The 21,175-nt window shown below is 49.4% G+C and carries 17 protein-coding genes; 6 read left to right on the plus strand and 11 right to left on the minus strand.

Features of this window, described 5'->3' with window-relative positions; all coding sequences use genetic code 11:
- Positions 1-70 precede the first annotated feature (70 nt).
- The 8 genes from nadA to O3C58_12790 form a co-directional block, all read right to left on the minus strand.
- Positions 71-1,102 (minus strand): quinolinate synthase NadA, encoded by a 1,032-nt coding sequence (gene nadA, locus O3C58_12755; protein ID MDA0692722.1) that lies wholly within the window; start codon positions 1,100-1,102, stop codon positions 71-73.
- A gap of 3 nt (positions 1,103-1,105) precedes the next feature.
- On the minus strand, positions 1,106-1,450 hold the full coding sequence (locus O3C58_12760) for a histidine triad nucleotide-binding protein (protein ID MDA0692723.1): 345 nt from the start codon (positions 1,448-1,450) through the stop codon (positions 1,106-1,108).
- A gap of 176 nt (positions 1,451-1,626) precedes the next feature.
- Complete coding sequence (locus tag O3C58_12765) at positions 1,627-3,072, minus strand: proteasome accessory factor PafA2 family protein (protein ID MDA0692724.1); 1,446 nt, start codon at positions 3,070-3,072, stop codon at positions 1,627-1,629.
- A 1-nt stretch (position 3,073) separates the two neighbouring features.
- Complete coding sequence (locus O3C58_12770) at positions 3,074-3,829, minus strand: proteasome subunit alpha (protein ID MDA0692725.1); 756 nt, start codon at positions 3,827-3,829, stop codon at positions 3,074-3,076.
- Between the two features lie 2 nt (positions 3,830-3,831).
- A complete protein-coding gene (locus O3C58_12775; GenBank protein MDA0692726.1) occupies positions 3,832-4,632 on the minus strand; it encodes a proteasome subunit alpha in 801 nt (266 codons plus the stop codon).
- Positions 4,629-4,805: a ubiquitin-like protein UBact gene (locus O3C58_12780; GenBank protein MDA0692727.1), complete on the minus strand. Its 177-nt coding sequence runs from the start codon at positions 4,803-4,805 to the stop codon at positions 4,629-4,631. The genes O3C58_12775 and O3C58_12780 overlap by 4 nt, the downstream gene beginning before the upstream one ends.
- Entirely contained in the window at positions 4,796-6,283 is a 1,488-nt protein-coding gene (locus O3C58_12785) for a proteasome accessory factor PafA2 family protein (protein MDA0692728.1), read from the minus strand. Before O3C58_12785 ends, O3C58_12780 begins: the two co-directional genes overlap by 10 nt.
- Entirely contained in the window at positions 6,280-7,896 is a 1,617-nt protein-coding gene (locus O3C58_12790) for an AAA family ATPase (protein MDA0692729.1), read from the minus strand. The genes O3C58_12785 and O3C58_12790 overlap by 4 nt, the downstream gene beginning before the upstream one ends.
- Before the next feature lie 480 nt (positions 7,897-8,376).
- On the opposite strand from O3C58_12790, the gene O3C58_12795 reads away from it, so the two are divergent.
- The 4 genes from O3C58_12795 (at position 8,377) to O3C58_12810 (ending at position 13,708) form a co-directional block, all read left to right on the plus strand.
- Complete coding sequence (locus O3C58_12795; protein ID MDA0692730.1) at positions 8,377-9,591, plus strand: hypothetical protein; 1,215 nt, start codon at positions 8,377-8,379, stop codon at positions 9,589-9,591.
- A 478-nt stretch (positions 9,592-10,069) separates the two neighbouring features.
- Complete coding sequence (locus O3C58_12800) at positions 10,070-11,077, plus strand: TonB family protein (GenBank protein MDA0692731.1); 1,008 nt, start codon at positions 10,070-10,072, stop codon at positions 11,075-11,077.
- Positions 11,078-11,096: 19 nt separating this feature from the next.
- The gene (locus O3C58_12805) at positions 11,097-12,383 is read left to right on the plus strand and encodes a CDP-alcohol phosphatidyltransferase family protein (protein MDA0692732.1); all 1,287 of its coding nucleotides are present in this window, start codon (positions 11,097-11,099) and stop codon (positions 12,381-12,383) included.
- A gap of 140 nt (positions 12,384-12,523) precedes the next feature.
- Positions 12,524-13,708 (plus strand): CDP-alcohol phosphatidyltransferase family protein, encoded by a 1,185-nt coding sequence (locus O3C58_12810; GenBank protein ID MDA0692733.1) that lies wholly within the window; start codon positions 12,524-12,526, stop codon positions 13,706-13,708.
- 164 nt (positions 13,709-13,872) lie between these two features.
- Here the strand turns inward: O3C58_12810 and O3C58_12815 are convergent, their stop codons facing one another.
- A complete protein-coding gene (locus O3C58_12815; protein MDA0692734.1) occupies positions 13,873-15,990 on the minus strand; it encodes an ATP-dependent DNA helicase in 2,118 nt (705 codons plus the stop codon).
- Between the two features lie 220 nt (positions 15,991-16,210).
- Between O3C58_12815 and O3C58_12820 the strand changes: the two genes are divergently transcribed.
- On the plus strand, positions 16,211-16,897 hold the full coding sequence (locus O3C58_12820) for a lipid-binding SYLF domain-containing protein (protein ID MDA0692735.1): 687 nt from the start codon (positions 16,211-16,213) through the stop codon (positions 16,895-16,897).
- 28 nt (positions 16,898-16,925) lie between these two features.
- Here the strand turns inward: O3C58_12820 and phnE are convergent, their stop codons facing one another.
- Complete coding sequence (phnE, locus tag O3C58_12825; protein ID MDA0692736.1) at positions 16,926-18,083, minus strand: phosphonate ABC transporter, permease protein PhnE; 1,158 nt, start codon at positions 18,081-18,083, stop codon at positions 16,926-16,928.
- Positions 18,084-18,448: 365 nt separating this feature from the next.
- Between phnE and O3C58_12830 the strand changes: the two genes are divergently transcribed.
- Complete coding sequence (locus tag O3C58_12830) at positions 18,449-19,072, plus strand: hypothetical protein (protein ID MDA0692737.1); 624 nt, start codon at positions 18,449-18,451, stop codon at positions 19,070-19,072.
- 9 nt (positions 19,073-19,081) lie between these two features.
- Here O3C58_12830 and O3C58_12835 read toward each other — a convergent pair whose 3' ends face one another.
- Positions 19,082-20,899 carry a carbamoyltransferase gene (locus O3C58_12835; GenBank protein MDA0692738.1) on the minus strand — a complete coding sequence of 606 codons (1,818 nt, stop codon included), beginning with the start codon at positions 20,897-20,899 and terminating at the stop codon, positions 19,082-19,084.
- Positions 20,900-21,175: the final 276 nt, after the last annotated feature.

Raw genomic sequence — 21,175 nt, forward strand, 5'->3', positions numbered from 1 at the left:
GTTTTCTTAAATTAACAGTAAACTTGAAATTAACATTTTAAGGTCCCAAAAATAGTTTTTCAGCAACCTGTTAGGGTCCAGCGTCACGCTGGTCGGCGTACTCGAACATCCGCTCGAGGCATCTGAGGGCTTTTTGCTGTATTTCGGGGGACAATTCGATGGTATTTTCCGGTCGGGGGTTTTCGAGGACATCAAGAATATCTTCCAGGGAATTGGATTTCATGTAACGGCAGGTGGTACAGCTACCAACAAATTTTTTCCCAGGAAATTCCGACTCCAAAATCCCCGTCAGACCACACTCGGTCAACAGGAAAAAAGTATCGCCACCAGACTGCCGGACATGGTTCAGCATGCCAGTGGTGCTACCGACGTAATCGGCCTTATCCACAACGCTGGGCCGGCATTCGGGGTGTACCAGGATTTCAGTGCCGGGGAAATTTCTACGCACCTGATCGATGCTCTTAGGCTCATACTCTTCATGCACGTAACAGGTTCCGTCATAAACTTCGATTTCTTTATTAATGCCTTTACCCTGTAGATACTTGATCACATTTTGCCCCATCAAGCGGTCGGGCAGGAAAAAGATTTTATTGTTTTCGATGCGCTCCATGATTGCGTACACATTGGAGGAAGTCACGCAGACATCGCATTCGGCCTTGACGGCGGCTGTTGTGTTGATATAGCAGACAAACGTGTGATCGGGATACTCGATCCTCAAACGCCGGACATCGCTATCTGTGACGCCATCCGCCAGAGAGCAGCCGCCGTCGGGGTTGGGATCGAGCACTGTCTTTGTCGGATTAAGAATTTTAGCTGTCTCCGCCATAAACCGCACCGCCGAAAACACGATCACATCGGCGGCAGATTCCATCGCCACTTTGGACAATCCAAAAGAATCGCCCGTATGGTCCGCCACCCCGAAAAGGATTTGCGGGGCGACATAATTGTGCGCCAGGATGATGGCGTTTTTTTGTTCCTTGAGTTCTTCGATCCGGCGGATAACCGGAAGCAGAAGTTCACAGTTTTCCTCGGTGAACCGGCAAATGGGGTTGCCGACCTGAATGTCCTTTAACTTTTCATACAATCCGTGTGCTGTGATCATGGGTCATCCTGGAGGCCAGTGCATGGCTCTGCCACCTAAAAGGTGGTAGTGAATATGAAATACCGATTGCCCGGCCCCCGCCCCGCAATTGGCCACGATGCGGAACCCGGATTGATCGAGTTTTCTTTCCCGCGCCAGATGGTTGGCCACCCCGAAGATGGAGCCGATCAGCGCATGGTCGCCCGCTTCAATTTCCAATAACGTGGAAAAATGTTTTTTGGGGATGATGAGGAGATGGACCGGAGCCTGGGGATTGATATCTTCAATCGCAAACACGTCATCCCCGTCGTAGACTTTTTTCGCGGGGATAGCTCCTTGATCGATTTTACAAAATAGACAGTTTTCCATAGCGTATTATTATCAAGTGGAAAAGATGAACTTGTTTAAATAGATGCAATGCTATTATCTCAATATATCAAGGTTTCCTGCGGTTTCCAAAAGTTAATCACTCAGGATTAAATTCGAGGCGGGGCGGTCTTTTCCGAATCATCGATGTCGCATTTCATGATCTATCAAAGAGAATTTCACTCCTCCGCCGGAGGCAGTAAATCCATACTTTTCAGGTAGGCGCGAATTTCTGACTTGTAAGAAATAAACGGGTCCAGCATGAGAAAAGGTTCTTCATTTTTGCTCAGGCGAAAACCAATCCAGTCGATGAGATAACTGGCGTGGGTTCCCATCAGCGTCCGTATCAATTCGCCGCGTCCATCCGCTCGCGTTCCTTTTGGGGGCGTGGTTTTTGAATGCTCGATCGCCGCATCGCTGGTTTTTCTAAACGCATCGCCGCTTTCTTCCAACCCCCAGTAGAGTCCGGATTGGCGGTTCAAATTATGATACTCGAGATCCTGGCTTTTTAGCCAGGGGTCTTGCCATGCCAGGTTTTCCTCTTTTTTAAATTCCGAAAGCATCCAGTATTTGCTGGCCCAGTCCACGCGCCCTAAAAGAGCTTCCGGTCCCTTCGGGATATCGTTCAGCACCGATTCCCAATGCGTCAGGACCCATTCCGTTTCGCGGCTGGAACCGCCCAAACATTTTTTTGCCGTTGCTAAAATGTCCAATTGCAATTCCAGGGCGGTTGTCTGGTTGCCGTCTCGCATCGTGATTTCCCACTTGAAATCGGGGTCGCGCGAAATGGACCGCATCGTTCCGACCGAGTCCGCCAGTATCCATTCCCGTTTGGCGAGACCCTGCTCAATCAATTCCAGCATCAGGCCAGTGACCCCCATTTTCATGGCCGTCGCAAATTCGCTCATATTGGAATCGCCGACCAGAAGATGAATGCGCCGGTACTTGCTGGGATCGGACAGGGGTTCGTCGCGGGTATTGACGATTGCCCGGTTGTACTGCACCCAGCGGTAAAACTCGTTGGGAATATGATCCGCGCGCTGGGAAATTTGAAAGTCCACTGGCTCCTCCTCATGGACTTCCTCGGAGAAACCATCCCAATCTCGAAATGGATGCGGGTTGCAGGACCCGATTCGGCCCGCCCCGCAATAGATTTGCCGGGTCACTAAAAATGCGGAAAGGATTTTTAAGTTATCCTGCTCGTCGAAAGGAAACGACCGGCTGACCAGATAGTTTTCGTGACAGCCGAAGGTCGCGTTGGTCTCAAGATCGACATTGTTTTTTATGATACCTATCTGATCGGCCCAGCCCAGTTCCTCCACCGCATCCTGAACCAATTGATCGCCCGCACGGTCATAAGTGATCAGGTCCACCAGATTGGAACATTCGGGCGAGGCGTATTCCAGATGCCCCATATCCAGATACAGGCGGCCACCATTGGCCAGAAACCCGCCATTGCCGGGAGGCTCGTCGTTGGCCCGGTAATGCAGATCCAGCACACCCAGACCTTTGGAAAACACATGGTTTTTGATTCGGCTGGCAATTTCAACCGGGTCATAACGGAAATCAGGATCTTTGACAAGAAGCCCGTACTCCGTTTCTATGCCGTAAATGCGCTTTCTCATTTTATAAGACCGCTGCTTTGAGTTTTTCAATTTCCTGCGGATTGAGCGTCCGGTAAATGGACCGCCGCTGGGTCGAAGCGCACAGCACCGCCGCTTCCAGGCTCCATTTTTCAAACGCCTCTTTCAAGCTGACGGCAGTTTCAGCGTCTCCGTCATCTTTCTCCTCTTCTTTAGACGCCTGCTTTTTCCCCTCTTCCCAAAGTTTACACACCTCGGCCAAGGCGTGATCGAGGGGGAAGGTTGCAAAGGGGGTATCCTCTATTTTTTTATCGATCCACGCCATCACCTGGTCTTCGCCGGCGATGCAACCGCCTTTTGTCAATGTTTCCCAGTATCCATCGTAATTCAAGCGATAAAAATGTGACTTTCCATCCGGGTCGAGTTCCAGAAGCAGGAGTTTGATCAGATAGGGCGCCCGCTGAACCTCTTCAAAATTCTGCTTGAGCGCCGGGGCTATTCCGAACTGCAACAGCCGTGCGATGGTCACATCCTGGGCGGAACGGTTGAACCCTTCCAGGTGCGCCATGTCGAGCAGGGTCATGCGCATTTTTTCCACATCCGCCGGATGCCCCATGCCGCCCATGGCAATGCGGTCATACACCTCGAATATTTTTCCGGCCTGAGGAGAGAAACCCAACATGAGGGCGCCTTCCTGATAAGGCACGGCAATCACCGGCTGACCGCTTTGAAGTTTCTCCCGGACATAACTGTGGCGGGTGGAAATGGCTTCCATCCAGCGAAATGGTTCCTCAAACATCTTCACCCCCGACTCATGGATTTTTGATATATTTCGGGCATATCCTCTTCAGGGACAATATGGTACCCGACTTTGGTGACCGTGGAGATGACCGGAAACAGTTTGTCTTCCGGACGCGCCTGTCCTGTGGCGGAATCAAACTGCGCCGCAGTTTGCAGCAGGCGAATGGCCAGCTTCGTGGCTTCCGTTTCGCTCCGCTCCACGAGAGGTTTCTTGCCCCAAAGGTCTTCATGCTCTAGAATTCCGCGAATCATGGGAGACCCGGACCCGGTCGCAACATGGGTGTGAATTCGAAATTCAGCGCCCAGCATGTCATAAAAATAAATCAAAGGCTTGCTGTTTCTTAAATCGTAAGTGGCAAAAATAGGACTCACCGCTCCCACGCCCTGCAGGGCCATGCCCACGTTTTCTTTCAACAGTTTCGATAAAGCCCGGATTTTCCCCTCGGTGCTCATCGACTGCATTTGCGACCGTCGATAATATTCGAAATTATGCGACAGGATACGCGCCATTTCAAAAGCCGTCGCCGGCACTCCGGCAATCGCCATCAGGGAATAGTCATCGATGGGAATCACTTTATCGCAGCGTTCATACATGATGCTGTTGCCCGCTGTGGCGCGGCGGTCACCGGCCATCAGCACGCCATCTTTATAATGGAACGCGAGGACGGTGGTGGCTTGCGGCAAAACGAACTTTTCAGCGCCATTGGAATGATTCAATTCGGCGTGCAAGCGATAGCCCGACTTTTGCAAAAGTTCGAAAAAATCGCCGGAAGTCGGGGTTGGGTTTCGTTGAGAGTTCATTGCCCGGTTCGCTGTTTGTATTTTTCAGATTGCTTCGGGTCCACACGTTTCATTCGCTTCAAGAGACCGTCCCGTCCCGGACGCGAGATATCCGGCTCCTTCGGTCCGCTGTCCTGCCTGTCCGGAGAGGACTCTTTTTTTTCTTCCCTCCTCAGAGGATCATTCATATCCATGCGAATTGCTCCTTTTTTGAGTTCAACATTTTTTCGACATCGGCGGGGGTGATCACATGCGACAGATCCAGCTCATCGCCTTTTTTAAACTCCACCCCGGTCCAATGGATTTTTTCAATATTATCCAATTCATTCTGCACCACCAGGCCGCGAATCATGGCCCGTGTCCCGTCAGGCGGCTGGTGAATCGCTTCAGTCACCTCGGCTTCGGGAATCAATTGCAGAACATTTCCCTCCTGCTCCAATCCGCGATAGAGACCCCGGTCCGGGTCCAGGTTGTGATATTCCAGATCGAGGCTTTGTAGCCACGGGTCCTCCCACTCCAACTTTTCCGTCTCCACAAACTGGGTGAACAGTTTTTTCTTGATCGCCCAGTCGATACGGTCCGCCAGTTTCTCAGGGCTGTTTTCCAGTTGATCCAAAGTCCGGCGCCACTCGCTGATGATCCAGTCGGTTTCCTCACATTGACCTTGATAACATTTTTCTACGGCATCCAGGTAGAAATTCTGTATCTCCAGCGGCGTGATCGTCTGCCCGGAATCTCTCGCCAGCAATTCCTTGCCGGTTGTATCCAGAGACACCTTTTTAATAGCTTCCACCGGGTCTTGCAACGCCGGAGGCGCCGGTAATTTTTTCTCCCCGATCAACGTCAACACCAGCCGCGTCGTCCCCACCCTCAATGCCGTGGCATAGGCCGACATGTTGGCGTCACCCAAAATCAAATGCAGTCTCCGGTATTTTGCAGGCACCGCATGCGGCTCATCCCGCGTATTTACGATCGGACGCTGGGTCATGGTCTCGATACTCAGTAGACTTTCAATGAAGTCTGCGCGCTGGCTGAGTTGCAACCCGGTAAAATCCGGTCCGTGGCGATTTTCAGTTCCCACCTTGCCCGCTCCGGCAAAAAGCTGGCGCGTCACCAAAAAAGGCACGAGGCCCTGGACCCAGTCGTCAAACGGCAGGTCGCGGGGAATGAGAAAGTTGTCATGCGTTCCGTAACTGTGACCGCTGTAATCGGTGTTGTTCTTGAACAATTGCACGACATTTTGCCCAAGGTCCTGATTTCTAAGCCGCGCGCATTCCCCTACAATTCGCTCACCCGCCACATCATGCGCCACCAGTTGCAAGACGCCGTTGCACTCGGGCGTGGTGTATTCGGGATGGGTGTGGTCATTATAAAAACGCGCCCCGTTGCCCAGCACCCGGTCACACTTCATTTCCCAATAAGAGTAGGGCCGCTTCCTGTCTTCGGCGCAAAACGCGTCCTCTTCCTCATCCTGAGCAAGCGACCGGACCTGATAACCGCGTAGATCCAGATGCGAGTTTTCATGACGGTAAGACCAGGCCCGAAACACGCTGGGAACTTCGCAACGCTTGAGCAAGTGCATGGATTCTTCCACCGGGTCCGGGGATTCCGCATCTTCGCGGATGATTCCGTATTCGGTTTCGATCCCCATCAGGGGAACCAGGTCGCTCATATGATCGATCGTTTGATGGTGGTCTCAGCCTGACGGTCCGATTGATTCGGTTTTCGCACCCTGACGACGTTGCGAGATTCCATGTCCAAAAGCTGCAACCAGTCCTCAAGATTCGACTCGGCAGGCAGTAAAGTGCTTTCTGTGAATTCTGTTTCCAGGCAGGCTAATAAATCCTGCACCGTGATTCTGAGTTCTTCTCCTTTGATGGCCCGCTCGATGGCCCGTTCCTTGGTGCGTTTGACAATGCTTTCAATCACCGCACCGGAGATAAAATCTTTCCAATACAGTTTTTTGAACTCGCCGCTGCGCAGCGTCAAAACCAGAACTTCCTGTTCCGGGGTCCGTTGAAATAACTTATCCAAAAACGGTTCGGCCATATCTTCAAAGTTTTTATGTTCCCTGGGGAAGGTTTCCTTGAGATAGACTTTGAGAATCGCATTGCAATCCTTCCGATCCGGCCTGCCGACTTTGATCTTGCGGTCGATCCTTCCCGGACGCAGTATGGCGGGGTCGATGAGATCGGGCCTATTGGTGGCCAGAATGACGACCGTGTCCCGGAGCGACTGGATGCCGTCCATCTCGGCGCAGAACATGGGAACCAACGTATTAGAAATATTCAATCCACGACTGGCCTGCCTGGTTCCCAGCACCGATTCGGCTTCATCGATAAAGATGAAGGGAACCTGGCCTTTTTCCCGATAGTCGCGCGCCTTCTGAAAAATTTCGCGGATTTTTCTTTCCGATTCGCCCAGCCACATATTCAGGATTTCGGGACCTTTGACGTGAATGAATCTTCCTTGTAATTCTTTATTTTCCTTGTCAGATAGTTTGCGGATGACTTCAGAGAGAATGGCTCTTCCCATCAGGGTTTTGCCGCAACCGGGGGGGCCATAAAATAAAAACCCCTTGGCCATCTGATATTCCATCTGGCTTAAAATTTCTTTATGCAGAATGGGATACTCGATCACTTTGCGGACTTCTTCAATCATTTTCTCCTGACCGCCCACCTGGTTCCAGTCCACCTCAACATAATCGTCCTCGGTAAATCCTTTGGATTCGCGCTTGGGAAGCTTCCCAAGAATCACCCTCTGGTTGGGGTCGAGAAAAACTTCTTCTCCTTCTTTCAGGGAGGCTATGTCCAGGTCTGCATGACTGAGGGCGATGGTTTCCGATCCGGCGCTGGTGCCGGAAACAAGCCACTGACCATTGGCGAGTTTACTGGTGATTTTTACCAACGGACCCTGCTCGGGCAAAGGAAGTTTTTGGATGGCAACGAAGCCTTCATTGAGCGCCACTTGGTCTCCGGTTTTCAGCGAACCGTTTTCCACCAATTCCGGCGCAACCGCGGCTTGATATTCCGTACCGCCGACCACCAGCCGATAAAGCCCGTTCTCGCCTTCGCCAAGAATGGTACCGATGCGGTGCGCGGGAGACTTTAATTTTTCAACGGCTTCCTCAAGTGTCTTGACCTTCAGGGACATTTGCTGAACCGCTTGCTGGGAGTGAAACAGCGCATCGCGCAGATCAAAAATCTTTTCCTGCAAATGCGGCTGGGAAGAGGTTTCCTCCAGAATCTGATCGATCAGCTCAATAATGTGGGTTTGGTCGCCCATTAGAAAAACCTTTTATAAAAGAGAATTATTAAGGGCACCTCAAAAAATTATGGACTATGAGCCAACACCTTATTCAAGGGGTTGGCGATTGCATAAGTCAAAAATATCAATTTTAGGAGGACTCTTTAATTGTATGTCTAAAAAAAATTAAACGTCAAATCTATTTATCAACAAGAAACAGCGGTTTTTTGCCGGTTCTATTCAGCGTTCGGAACCTCGAACGAGGATGTTCGCACTTCCCGTTTTCAACCGTTTCTTGACCTCGGGAAGAAAATCGGTTGTCTGTAATTCATCAAACATGGTAAAAAAAGAGTTACGCAAGGGTAATAACTAATTATGGTCCGCCTGCGATTATCTACATCCGCAAACTCTCACGGTTTCCTTAACTCAATGTTTTCAGCCCAAAACAAACCTTTTATCGATAAATGCATCCTTAGCTTCAGCCATAACAAGGCAGCCTCCAGGATTGAAGCCAACCGCATGAGCATCGAAAAAGCTCAACGTGAAATCGCCGCAGGGAAAAAAGGCATCAGTCACCTGATTTTACGCGCCGAGGATGATGAAATCGACCAGCTCAAATTTCTGTTCCTCATTCACGGCATTCCCATAATGTGCTATGCGCTGGCAAACCTGCTTCAGTCCAGTCTCAAGGAAATTGTGGTCATCGGTTCCCCCGAGGTAGAAAAAGTACTGATCCGGTTCCTGGAAGTCGTCCCGACCTCAGATAAAAAAATTATCTTTGCCCATGAAGATCTGGACAACCTGAGCCTGATCAACACCATGCGCTTGGGTCGGCGTAAACTAACGATCGCGCCCAATGAATTGATTCTGTTTCAACCGGGGGATCTGCCTTTCATGTATGATTTGGAAAAGGTCCTCCAGGATAAAGACATTGAACATACCAATCTGATCCTATGGCTGAATTCGAAACAAAAAATGTTCCCTCGCCACCAGGAGGACCCGGACAGCGAATTTGTACAGCGCAACTATCATTATCGCGCCATCTATGAATATATCAATGAATTACACGACATTAAAGAACCAAATGTCTACCCCATCAATCTTACGGAAGTGAATCCCGATATTATCAACCATTTGCATTCTTCCAGAAAAGACGGAAAGATCCTGCGGGCGGGGGTCAAGCAGGCATTGGGGTTGCCCCGACGGTTCCTGAAACTGCTTCCAGTGATGGCGGATCATTTCATCCGCTTCGGGCCCAATCTCAAACGGTTCCGGGCAAAGGATGAGTATCAGTTTGGAATGCACGCAAAAAATTTCCAAAAAGGCGCTTCCATCCTGCTCAATACGGCTTTCAAGGCCAAGTTGCATGCGGACCCTTCCTTCGTTAGCGATGTGGATGCGCTTGAAGATTGGGAAGACTTTGAATCGCTCACGCAATATGCCGACAATTTACATGGGAAAGATGGCCTCGCGCACATTCATCCGTTTGGCGGCGAACTGCTTCGGTTCAGAGAACAGGGCATGCCGAAATTGAAAAAGGAACTGCCCATGTACCACGATTTCCCTGCATACATTAACCGCATTCACCAAGCCCTGCAGATGAAATATATGCCTTTCGATTCCCAAGGGAATTACATTTCCCCGAATGCGAATAACTCCAGAACAAAAATTGCGTACCATTGGTACAAAAGAAATTGCGAGGAATTAAAAATTCAAAACCGGCAGGAAACCTGAAGCATCCATGCCCCATTTTCAGGCTGTACCTGGAATAATACACTTTAAGGCATCTCTAAAAATTAGTTTATTACAGGAAATCGAACATTGTACAAGGATTTTTTGTATCAGTGGCATGGGCTTTCTAGCCCGTGCGGACAGGCTGGAAAGGCGGAATTAAATTCCGCACTTCCGTATAACCTTTAAGGGCAGGTCGCCTGTTCCACTAAAACAAAGCCATCTCCCTAAATTGACGATTAGGAGCATTTAGTCAATTTTTAGAGATACCCTTTAGCGACCACCTTCCCTTTTCTATGAAAAACAAACTGTAATTCCGCCCCTTATTTTCTATGAAAACTACGACCAATCAGGCGTCTGACCTTATTTGCACCTGGTTTTGAACCGCAGCAGGGAAGAAACCTTACAAACTTGCGCTGGCAGGGATTAACAGGTAAATTGGTGATATGAACATGGCTTTCTTGAGAGAAACTTCATTCAAATGAAATCAGGCTCCGCCATAAACTTGGCAGATATGGGAGCGATTCCTTCGGAACGGTTCTGGTTGCACAAAAGTCTTCTGAACCAGACCCGGTTGAACCGATTTGTCTTGTACTCCTTAATCATCCACATTGTATTTCTGCTCCTGTATTGGCTGATGCCCGCCCCATCCCCTGTTACGCCCCCCAACCCGATTCACGTTAAATTTGTTGAACCTGAAAAATCCAAGAGCGAACTGGAAAAGGGGACCATAATCGACGCCCCTGAACCCAAAAAAATCGAAAAACCCAAAACATCGGAATTGCGTGCCAGTCATGACAGCCGGGCACAATCTAATATTAAAAATTCACCGGACAAAGAATACCGGCGAAAAAAAACCGCGGTTCCCAAATCATCAGGGGTCCCCACGGCAGACAAAAAATTACCGACTCCCCCTCAAAAAAAGATCAGCCGTTCCATAGCAAAGAAAAAAGCCGTAGAAAGCAAACAGTCATTTCCGATAACAGAACGAGGCATCTTTGTCCCCTTGGCTCAGGACGAACCGCAAAACGAAAGTGAATCCAGTTTAAACGCGGGAACCAAGGGAGCGCTGTCCCTGCTGGATGGATTCGATCCTGACAAATACGCGTCCCTGGACACGAAAACTGAAAACCTGGAAGATTCCGACAGCGGCGAAGACGTTTCCCTCGACACCACGGAGACGCAATACGCTTCTTACTTCACCAGGATCAAACACCAGATTGAACGCGTATGGACCTATCCCAGTGAAGCGGCGCAAAGAGGAATCAGCGGCAGACTCACCCTGAGATTCCGAATTTCAAAGGACGGAAACCTTGTCAGCGCCCGGGTGGTCGACAAATCAGGCCATGAAATTCTTGATTTTGCCGCCATCAAGGCCGTCAAAGAGGCGGCGCCCTTTTACCCCTTTCCGGCCAATATTAAAAAGGACCAACTATCTATCCTGGCCACGTTTATCTATAGCCCAACCTACGGATTATTAAAGAACTAATAAAAGATTTTCTTTCCCAATGGACTCAATACGGCAAGCTGTTATTTTACTGTCCCCCCTCTCCTCGGGCTACCGGATCCTGTTTGAAAAGGATATTGCCGGTCTGAAAATATTCCAGCGACTGCTCCTGACGCTGCAACGCGCGGGAATTGACGAGTTTATTATTTTATCAAAACACCTGCCGGAAGAAGAACGGTTCAAGATCGACAACAGCCTGAGAAATGATTTCCGTTTTAAAGGAAATTTGACCTGGACCGACCAAAAGCGGTTTTTGCAGAAAGAGGATGATGCGTCACTTAGAAACCTTGAAAATTCCACCGGATTTTTGCTCTTGGCAGGAAATCAGGTGATCACGCCAGGCTTGATTCAGGAGTTTATCAAGCAAGCCTGGAGAATGGATACGGGAATCAAATCGCAAATCGCCCAGTTAACATTACCGGAAGATACGCCCACAAAAATTTTTATTTTCCCTCCGCATGCATCCGTACGGCTGGTGGCATTCTTAAAAAATGAATCCATCGACGAATCCACCGTACCCATCAATATTGAGGGGGAACAATTTCTTTTGCAAACGGTTGAGGGAGCGCCCGACGCTCGGCAAGCAGAGTGGGAGTTGATCCAGAAATACAAATTCCACTATACGCAGCTCATGGATAAATGGTTGAATTCGCATTTCTCATTGCCACTTTCTTCAGTGCTGGTAAAAACCCCTTTAACGCCTAACCAGATCACCCTTTTAGGGCTGCTCATCGGCCTTTCCGCAGGATGGTTTTTTTCATTAGGAAATTATTTAGGCGGATTGTTCGGCGGCATCCTTTTGGCGGGAACCGCCATCTGGGACTGTTGCGACGGCGATGTAGCCCGCCTGAAATTCATGGAATCGGATTTCGGAGAAACTCTGGACACCAGTTGCGACAACATCATCAACGTATTTATATTCACTGGAATGATGATCGGAACGGCGCAATCGCAGGGGATGATTTACGCTTTAGTGCCTTTTTCGCTTTTGGGGGTCGGAGGACTGTCGGTTTTTGCTCTCATTTATTTCCCCAAAGGCGGTAAAGGGAATTTTTTTCAGGAATCACGGATGTACGGCGTTATTCAGGTATTGGCCAGTCGGAATTTTATTTATATCATCTTGATTTTCGCGGTTTGCGGACGCGTCGATTTATTTCTCTGGGTGGCGGGAATCGGCTCCAACCTGTTTGCCATTGTCTTATTTATAGAAAAAAGACGACTCGCCATGGCAGCCAGACAACATTCGAAAGGCATTCTGCCCTCTCCCGCAGCCGAATCCCCCCAGTAAATCGCTGTCACCCATTCAACCCATTCCCCGGCCACGACAGGCTTTTGTGACAGGCCCTTTTTTTGAAGACCTCTTTCCATTGATTTTTTCGCCTTTTTTGCTATGCTTCACAGTTATCGCCCCATTGAAAGTTTTGGCCCATGTCACCGCTGACCCACACTAAGAAATCCGTTGCCGAGGATAAAAGTTTGTACGTGGTGCTGATAATATCCAATCCGCCCGCTCCCTGGAAGGTAACGGACTGGTACTGGAAAGAAATCGCCGGCGTTCCTTTTCTTTTGAGAAATATTCTCAGCATTCAACAGGCCGGGGCCAGGCGTCTCATGCTGTTTGCAGATAAAAACGTCGTTGGGTTCGATGAACTTTACCGGCGAGTAGCGAACGACTCCAGAATCCGGTTGCAACTGGAATGGGATTCTAAACCTGAAAAATTGATCGTCTCCGCTGAGAACGACAACTGCATCCTGTTTTTGGATGGTTCCGCCCTGCAAAATAAAGCCAGGATTGCAAAGACCCTGAAGTTGGACCCCGAGGAAAATACCCAGGAAAGCGATCGCAACCTTTTTCTCAGCCCAAGCCACCTTGAAACGCTTCTGCAGCAAATCGACGAGCGCGGCCTTGTGCCCTGGCTGAAAAACATCCAATCTCAGAACATCCCTCAGGAAATTTCGCCGAATCCAGGCATCAACATTAAATGGGTGACGGAAACTGAGAATTTGCGGATCACTCGACCGGAAGATTTCAAGACGATGGACAACCGGCTCATCCAATCCTGCGGGTTGAGCAACGACAGCTTCATGGATCGATCCGTCACGCGCTTCATTTCCCGTCAACTGACCCGGCAAATCATCAAGACCCCCGTCACTCCGAACATGATCACGCTAGTCAGTCTGATCATCGGGCTGGGGGCCGCGGCTTGTTTTCTGGCAGGGAGTTATGCAATGGGCGTGGCCGGTGCGGGGCTTTTATTGCTCTCCACCTGGGTCGATTGCACCGACGGAGAAGTCGCCCGGCTCAAGTTTCTGGAGTCCCCCTTTGGCAAACAGTTGGACATTATTTGTGACAACATCGTCCACATGGCGGTCTTTTTTTCCATCGGGCTGGGGTTACGCGCCGCAACCGGCAATGACTTTTTTATTGTTCTTGGCGGCTTTGCCGTCCTGGGTTGCCTGGTTTCTTTTATTTTGCTGAGCCAGGAAATCGTGAACAGCAAAATGAATTGCGATGAATACAAACCCAATAAAGCAGAGAAAAAAAGTATCACCGATAAGCTGGCCAACCGCGATTTCACTTATTTTTTATTTTTCATGGCCGTCATCGCATAATTGGAACTCTTTTTAGCTCTGACCGCCGCCGGGTCCAATATTTTCTCCGGATATTTGCTTTATAACAAGTTCAGAATCCAACGAAAACCTTGACATAACAAACTCAGAAGACCCTCAAGGCCCGCCGGTGTTTCTTTTTTTTGAAGACTCCTGTTCGCAAGTTGTCATTTCATTTCTGTAACGGCCTCAGGCCGCTGGGACAAAAAACGGCTCACTTCCTCCAGGTCGTTCACAACCCGGCAGGGCGGTAGCGAAGCCAAAAACTTTTTTCCATAGCCGCGGTTGCGCACCCGGGAGTCCAGAATCGAAACGATACCGGTGTCAGTCTGCTTGCGTATCAACCGGCCAAAGCCCTGTTTCAGCTGGATGATGGCGCGGGGAATCTGGTAATGCCGGAAAGGGTCGATCGAACGTTTCTTTAAATCCTCCAGTCGCGCTTCGGTGAGCGGCTCCTTGGGCACATCGAAAGGCAGTTTGGTGATGATCACGCTGGTCAGCGCGTCTCCCGGTATATCGACCCCCTGCCAGAACGAACTGGTGCCGAAAATGACGGACGGAAATTCCTTGAACCGTTCGATCATTTGCCCCGTGGGAAGATCGCCCTGTCTAATCAATGGGTACTCCCGTCCCATATCTTCCAGCTTTTCATACACCCGGTTCAACACCGCATAACTGGTGAACAGGATAAACGTTTTCCCTCCCACCGCCTGAATAAGTTCCCGGCAGCGTGCGGCAATCTTTTCTACATAAATTTCAATTTTTTCTGTCGGGTCCGGCATGTCGTCTGGAACATAAAGCAGGGCCTGATTGGGATAGTCAAACGGCGAATCCAGAACCACCTCTTCCTTAGGTTCGTAGCCGATGCGCTCCTTGATGAAATCAAATGCTCTTTCCGTGGTGAGCGTCGCCGAGGTCAGAACCATCCGGTCGATTTTATCAAACAACTGCTCTTTCAAGAGGCCGGCAAGGTTGATGGGAACACCGCGCATGATCACTTTTCTAAAACGCTTCCGCTGAGTGATTTCCAGCCAGTAAACGTAATCGGGGAAATGCTGGTTGAGAAAAGCTGACAGCGTGTTGTTGAATTCAAAGCAACGGTTGGCGGCGGCAGAAGCATCCAGCTGATCTTCCCCGGAGCGCAGACGCCCTTCCAGGGTCTGCAACTGCTCATACAACTCCTGAAGAGGCGCATGAATGGTGTTTTCCAGTGCCAGAGGCTTGTACAAACGGAGCGTCTGATCCGCGTTTCCAAACTCTTCCAGCAAGCGGGTAAAAAATCCATCCACCGCCAGCCGAACCTGCATCACCTGTTTGCGAATCGCAGGAACCAGATCATTCTCCAGGCGGGTGAGCACCCCACGCCTGGTTTTCGGATTGTACAGCCGGTCGAGAAAATAATAGAGATTGGAGTTTGAAACTTCCAGGCCGAGAAAGGAAGTCGCCGCATCTTCGATATTCTGCGCTTCATCAAAGATAACCGCATCGAAAGCCGGAAGAACGGCCCCGTTATTGGCTACGTTGGCAAAAAACAAGTGATGGTTGACGATGAGAAGATGCGCGCCAAACCACTTTTTGCGGGCCTTGAAATAAAAGCAGGCGTCATAGGTTTCGCAATGCTTTCCCAGACACTGGTCTTTCTGTCTGCCGACTTCTTCCCAGACGGACGGCAGGACCTGAAACGGCAGATCGTTTCTTAGGCCCGTGGACGTGCTTCCCGCCCAGTCATAAACCGCCTGCATCTGCCCGTCTTCTTCCGGCTTGGTGAACAGGCCCGTCTGCCCTGCCCGCTGCAACCGACGCAGCGACAAATAATTTTCATTTCCCAGACACAGCGCATACCGGAAAGGAACCCCGAGTTGCTCCTGTAACATGGGAATGTCGTGATTCAGGATTTGTTGTTGCAGAGTCTTGCTGTAAGTGGAGATCACCACTTTCTTATTGTTCTCCACCGCCCATAGAATGGCAGGGATCAAATAGGCGAGACTCTTCCCGGTCCCGGTTCCCGCCTCAACAATCAGGTGATGCCCCTTCTCCAGAGACCGCTGAACCGCTGCCACCATTTCCACCTGTTGCGGGCGATACTCAAAACCCGGCATTCGGTCGGAAAAGTGACCGTGTTCCCCCAGAAAATGATCGGCTTCGTTGAGTTTCATATGCCATGCATGGTAAGCGGACATCACCAAGGGGTAAAGGTATTTTTCACTTCTGCTGAAGTTTCTCTTTGCGCCGTTATAAGACAATCCGCAAAAATTAAAATTGTTTGGGCTTGCGCAATCACCCATTCAATTTTTTATTTTGAGATATAGATCACAATTCATGCTGAATTTTTCAGTCGCATAAAAATCAATTAGTTATTAAACTAGTACGCTGTTGACCTTAAAGCATAAATTTTATATTATTTGAATAAAGATAAATTAATTAATGCGCTTTTCGCGAGACCGTTGCAGCAGATATTTTTGCAGACAGCTCACCCCCAAATTATTCACGCCCCCGGAGGTCTTGATGAAATCACTCTCACTCAGTTTACTTTGTTGTTTATTGTTTGCGTCAACAGTGCATGCAGATAGCGCAGATCAAAGGAAGATATTGATCGAAGCGGTTCAGGTTCTGGAAGAGATTCAGAAATCGCCCGATCAAGGGATACCCGAAACCCTGGTCTCCAAAGCAAAAGCGATCATCGTTTTTCCCACCCTGGTGAAAGCAGGATTCATCTTTGGTGCTCAATACGGTTCCGGAGTCGCTACGGTGAGAGATGAAAAAACCGGGCAATGGGGCCCCCCCGCCTTCCTGAAAAACTACGGGGGAAGTTTTGGATTTCAAATCGGCATCGAAGCGGTGGACCTGGTCCTCCTGGTCATGTCTCAGCGGGGAATCGAGGGGTTGCTAAAAAGTAAATTCACTCTGGGTGCAGACGTGTCTGTCGCCGCCGGACCCGTGGGCCGTCATGCAGAAGCGGGCTCGGATGTGACTTTCAAAGGGGAAATTTACTCTTATTCCCGCAGTAAAGGCGCGTTTGCCGGAGTCACCCTGAAAGGCGTCATCATCGGCGAAAATACAGACGCTAATTGGGGTTATTACGAACGGCCGCTGTCTCCCAAAGACATCCTCATCGATGGCCGGGTCAAAAAATATTCGGAATCAACAAACCGCTTCATCTCAATCCTCAGCCGGGTCGCTCCCAGAAAATAGTTCCACTCCGCTCCTGGCCGTTGCCAGGTCAGCGAAGGATTTTTTCCCGAATCCGGGCGCTGGCGATATCCAGAGTGATGACGACACAGGCGATCGCTAAAAGCGCCGTTCCAGCTTCATGATATTTCAGCAGATTGATCCATTGTTGCAAGAGAAACCCGATGCCACCTCCACCAACAAACCCGATGATCGTGGACATTCTCACGTTGATATCCCAGCGGTAAAAAGTGAGTGCCAGAAACTGCGGGACGATTTGTGGAACCACGCCGTACAGCACCACCTGAACGGGGCTCGCGCCTGTTGCGGCAATCGCTTCCAGGGGACCCGGGTCCACACTTTCGATTTGCTCGGAAAACAGTTTTCCGAGCGTAGCTACGGAGTGAACTGCCAAGGCCAGCATCCCGGCGAAAGGGCCGATGCCCACCCAGACGGCGAACAGAATCGCCATGATCAAAGGTTCGACGGAGCGAAGCACATTGAACACGGTGCGGGTAAAATAATAAACTGTGGTCCCCGGCAGATGACGCGTCATCAAATTTCGCGCTCCGAGAAAACTCAGTGGAGCCGCAATCAACACCGCAAGCGTCGTTGCCATCAGGGCGAGGAACAGGGTCTCAACCATTTTATCTGCGGTCAATTTCAGAGTGTGGCTCACATGCCAGCCGCCAGTGTTCCAAGAAAGAACCGCCCGCACGATCTGCTCTTCCCCCCGCGCTGATTCAGGAACCTCAAAGGTCATCGAAAATTCGCCGCGTGCATCGGTGGTGAACGATCCCAGCGGAAATTCCTGCTCAATGGAATTGACCCAAAACAACTGCCCCGGTTTCTCCGCCAGCAGATGCGTTCCCGTCACAGTGACCGTGTCGCCTATTTTCCCTTTCTGCCGGGACAATAATATTTCCGCCCCATCTACAGGAGAAAATAATGGTTGGGTCGAAGAAAGGGGGGAGTTTTCGGAAAGAAGGAACGAGGCTTCCACCGTAATAGCTTCGGTTTCCACTGTGAAAAGATCCGGTTGCAGGAGATCGCGGACGAGAGGTTTAACGAGGTGGAAATCGCGGACCAATTCTCCCAGATTGATTTCCGTCACCCGCCATCCATAGCTGTAGATGGCGCCAACCACGAGAGCGATAACCAGAAACCGTGTTCTGGCAAGGAACGGCCTGCCTTTGTCCGATGTTTTCATGAGCCTTCCCCTATAAATACTTCGCCTCACTTTTGTCGCCAGTCGTGGAGACATCCTTATCGGTGCGAGGGTCGTTCGGCCTGCCCGGAACATTACATTTCAGTTGACCGAGGTTGCCGTTCCCAGAAAATTAGAAAAAATGGATTAACCACCTGAGTGGGGAGAAGTATATTTTAAAAAAGTCTATTATTGAAGAATTCCTTTTCATAAAACTACTATTTAAAAATAAGGATAAATAAATGGTACAATCCGCGCTAAATCCAAACTTTTTGGTCTCAAAAGGCGATTTTCTTCATCCAGGTAAATTTTCAAAAGATTTTAAATGCTAATGAGGAATGCCGGTTTTATCCATGAAAGGGTAATTTATGTCTCAATATGAAGAAATAAAACAGAACGTGGATTCAATCGTAAACCAAGTTAAATCAAAAGTAGAAGAGCTCGAACTTCAGTTATCTTTAGGAAAAGCGGATGCGGAAGATTGGTTAGAAGAGGAGAAAAAAAAACTCGGCGTTTCTCTTGGAAAAGCTAAAAACGCTGTGGAAAATGCGAAAAATATCTCTAATGAAAAAAAAGAGGACATATTAACGAAATACCAAGAATTACAAGTTCAACTGGCGTTGGGAAAAGCCGAAACCCGGGAAGCATTCGAAATTCAAAAATCAAAAATCGAAGGCGCCATGAAAAACTTCCAAAAGGTTGTCCAAACAGTAGATGATGAATTAAGCGATATCCCCGGATTTTTGGAGCATATCAGCAGTCAATTGAGTTCCAAATTAGAGGCTTTTGAAGTTCAGTTTGAACTGGCCAAGTTCCTATCGGAAGACATCCTGGGAGAAAAGAAGAAAGAGCTTTCCAAACAATTAGATGAATTAAAAAAGAAATTAGAAAACCGAAAAAATCTTGCCGACGATCGATTGGAAGAGTTTGGTAGAGAACTTTCCAGCGGCTTAAACAAAATAAAAAATGCGTTTTCGAAACTCTTTGGTTGATGCTGAAGGTCAATCCAGCTCAAATTCGTTGCGCCAGTCGCTATCATCTTCGAGTGGCGTCTGTTCAGCTTTAAGAAGAACACAATCCTCCAGAACGAGAAAATCCATCCCTGTTCGCATAAAGCACATATAAGCCTGCTGAGGCGTACAAACGATCGGCTCCCCGCGCACGTTAAAAGACGTGTTGATGAGGACCGGACAATCGGTGGCCTCGCCAAATTCCTTCAGCAGATTATAAAACCGGGGATTATAATCCGGAACCACTGTTTGCACGCGTGCGGAGTAATCGACATGGGTGATGGAGGGTAGCTGCGACCGGGGCACGTTCAACAAGTCGATCCCGAATAATTTTTTCTGCTCCTCGGTCAGGGCAATGCGTTTATCTTCCCGAATCGGTGCCACCAGCAACATATAGGGGCTTTCGGAATCCATTTCAAACCAGTCACTCACTTTTTCCGCTTGTACGGAAGGCGCAAAGGGCCGGAACGATTCCCTGAATTTTATTTTAAGATTCATGATGGACTGCATTTTAGTGCTTCTCGGGTCTCCTATGATGCTGCGCCCCCCGAGAGAACGCGGACCGAACTCCATCCGCCCCTGGAACCAGCCGGCCACTTTCTCTTCCTGAAGCAGACCGACCACGGTTTTTATCAAATCCGTTTCGCCGTATTGCTTGTAGGGAATATTATTTTCTCCCAGATATTTCTGGATCGACTCCGAATCGTATCCGGGTCCGAGATAAGAACCCTTCATCGCATCCTTGCCAGCGACGACTTTTCTTTCATTCTTCAATACCTTGTGCCAGATGCAAAGGGCCACCCCTGCCGCCCCACCGGCGTCTCCAGCGGCGGGTTGAATCCAGATGTCGTCGAAAACTTTTTCCTTCAGAATTTTTCCGTTGCCGACACAATTGAGCGCCACACCGCCCGCAAGACACAGAGACTTCATGCCCGTGGACCTGCGCACGTATCGGGCCATCTTGAGCATCACCTCTTCGGTCACCACTTGCAGGGAGGCGGCGATGTCCATTTCTCTCTGTGTGAGTTTGGCTTCCTGTTTTCTGGCGGGCGCTCCCATGAGTTTGTCCAACTTGCTGTTGGTCATCGTCAACCCACCGAGAAAATTAAAATATCTCATATCCATCCGAAAGGAGCCGTCTTCCTTCAGGTCGATCAAATTGTCACGGATCAGGTTGACATACTTGGGCTCCCCATAAGGGGCCAACCCCATCACCTTGTATTCCCCGCTGTTCACCTTGAAACCCAGATAATACGTAAAGGCGGAATACAGCAAGCCCAGGGAGTGCGGAAAACTCAGTTCCTGAATCAGGTCCAGTTGATTGCCCTTGCCCACACCGATACTGGTCGTGGCCCATTCGCCGACCCCGTCCATCGTCAAGACAGCGGCTTCCTGAAAGGGAGAAGGGTAAAAAGCGCTGGCCGCGTGCGACTCATGATGCTCCGAAAAAAGAATCGGGCCGGAGTAATCCAGATGTTTGCGGATATTTTCCCGGGTCCACAGCTTGTCCTTCAACCAGATGGGAATAGCGGAAAGAAACTGCTTCAGTCCCGTCGGGGCAATGCTGAGGTAAGTTTCCAGAATCCGTTCGAACTTTACGAAGGGTTTATCGTAAAACCCCACATAATCCAGGTCGGAGACCTTGATGCCCGCTTCCTGCAAACAGTACTCAACGGCCAGCTTGGGAAATTCGGCATCGTGCCGCTTGCGAGTGAATCTTTCTTCCTGCGCGGCGGCGATGATCTCTCCATCGCGCACCAGACACGCGGCCGAATCATGATAAAAAGCGGATAGTCCTAATATATTCATAGATCAGTGGGGGAAAGGAGTGATTAAGAAAATTTATGAAATAAGTATTTTTTGGCTTTTGCAATCGCCAACCCATTATTTTAAGCGGTCGGTCGATCAAGGGTTTTAAAAACAGCGGGCGCTGTAAAAAAGGAAAAAAAGATGACCGCCCCGATCCAGCACACCAGGCTCATAAGGTGAACAAAATTCATGAGCTGTTGCATAACGACTCTAACAGGTTGCTGAAAAAGAGAAAAATCCGTCAGCGAGTTAAGTTTTACAGGTTTTTGCTTTTAA

It is taken from the genome of Nitrospinota bacterium (assembly GCA_027619975.1).
Taxonomy (GTDB): Bacteria; Nitrospinota; Nitrospinia; order Nitrospinales; family VA-1; genus JADFGI01.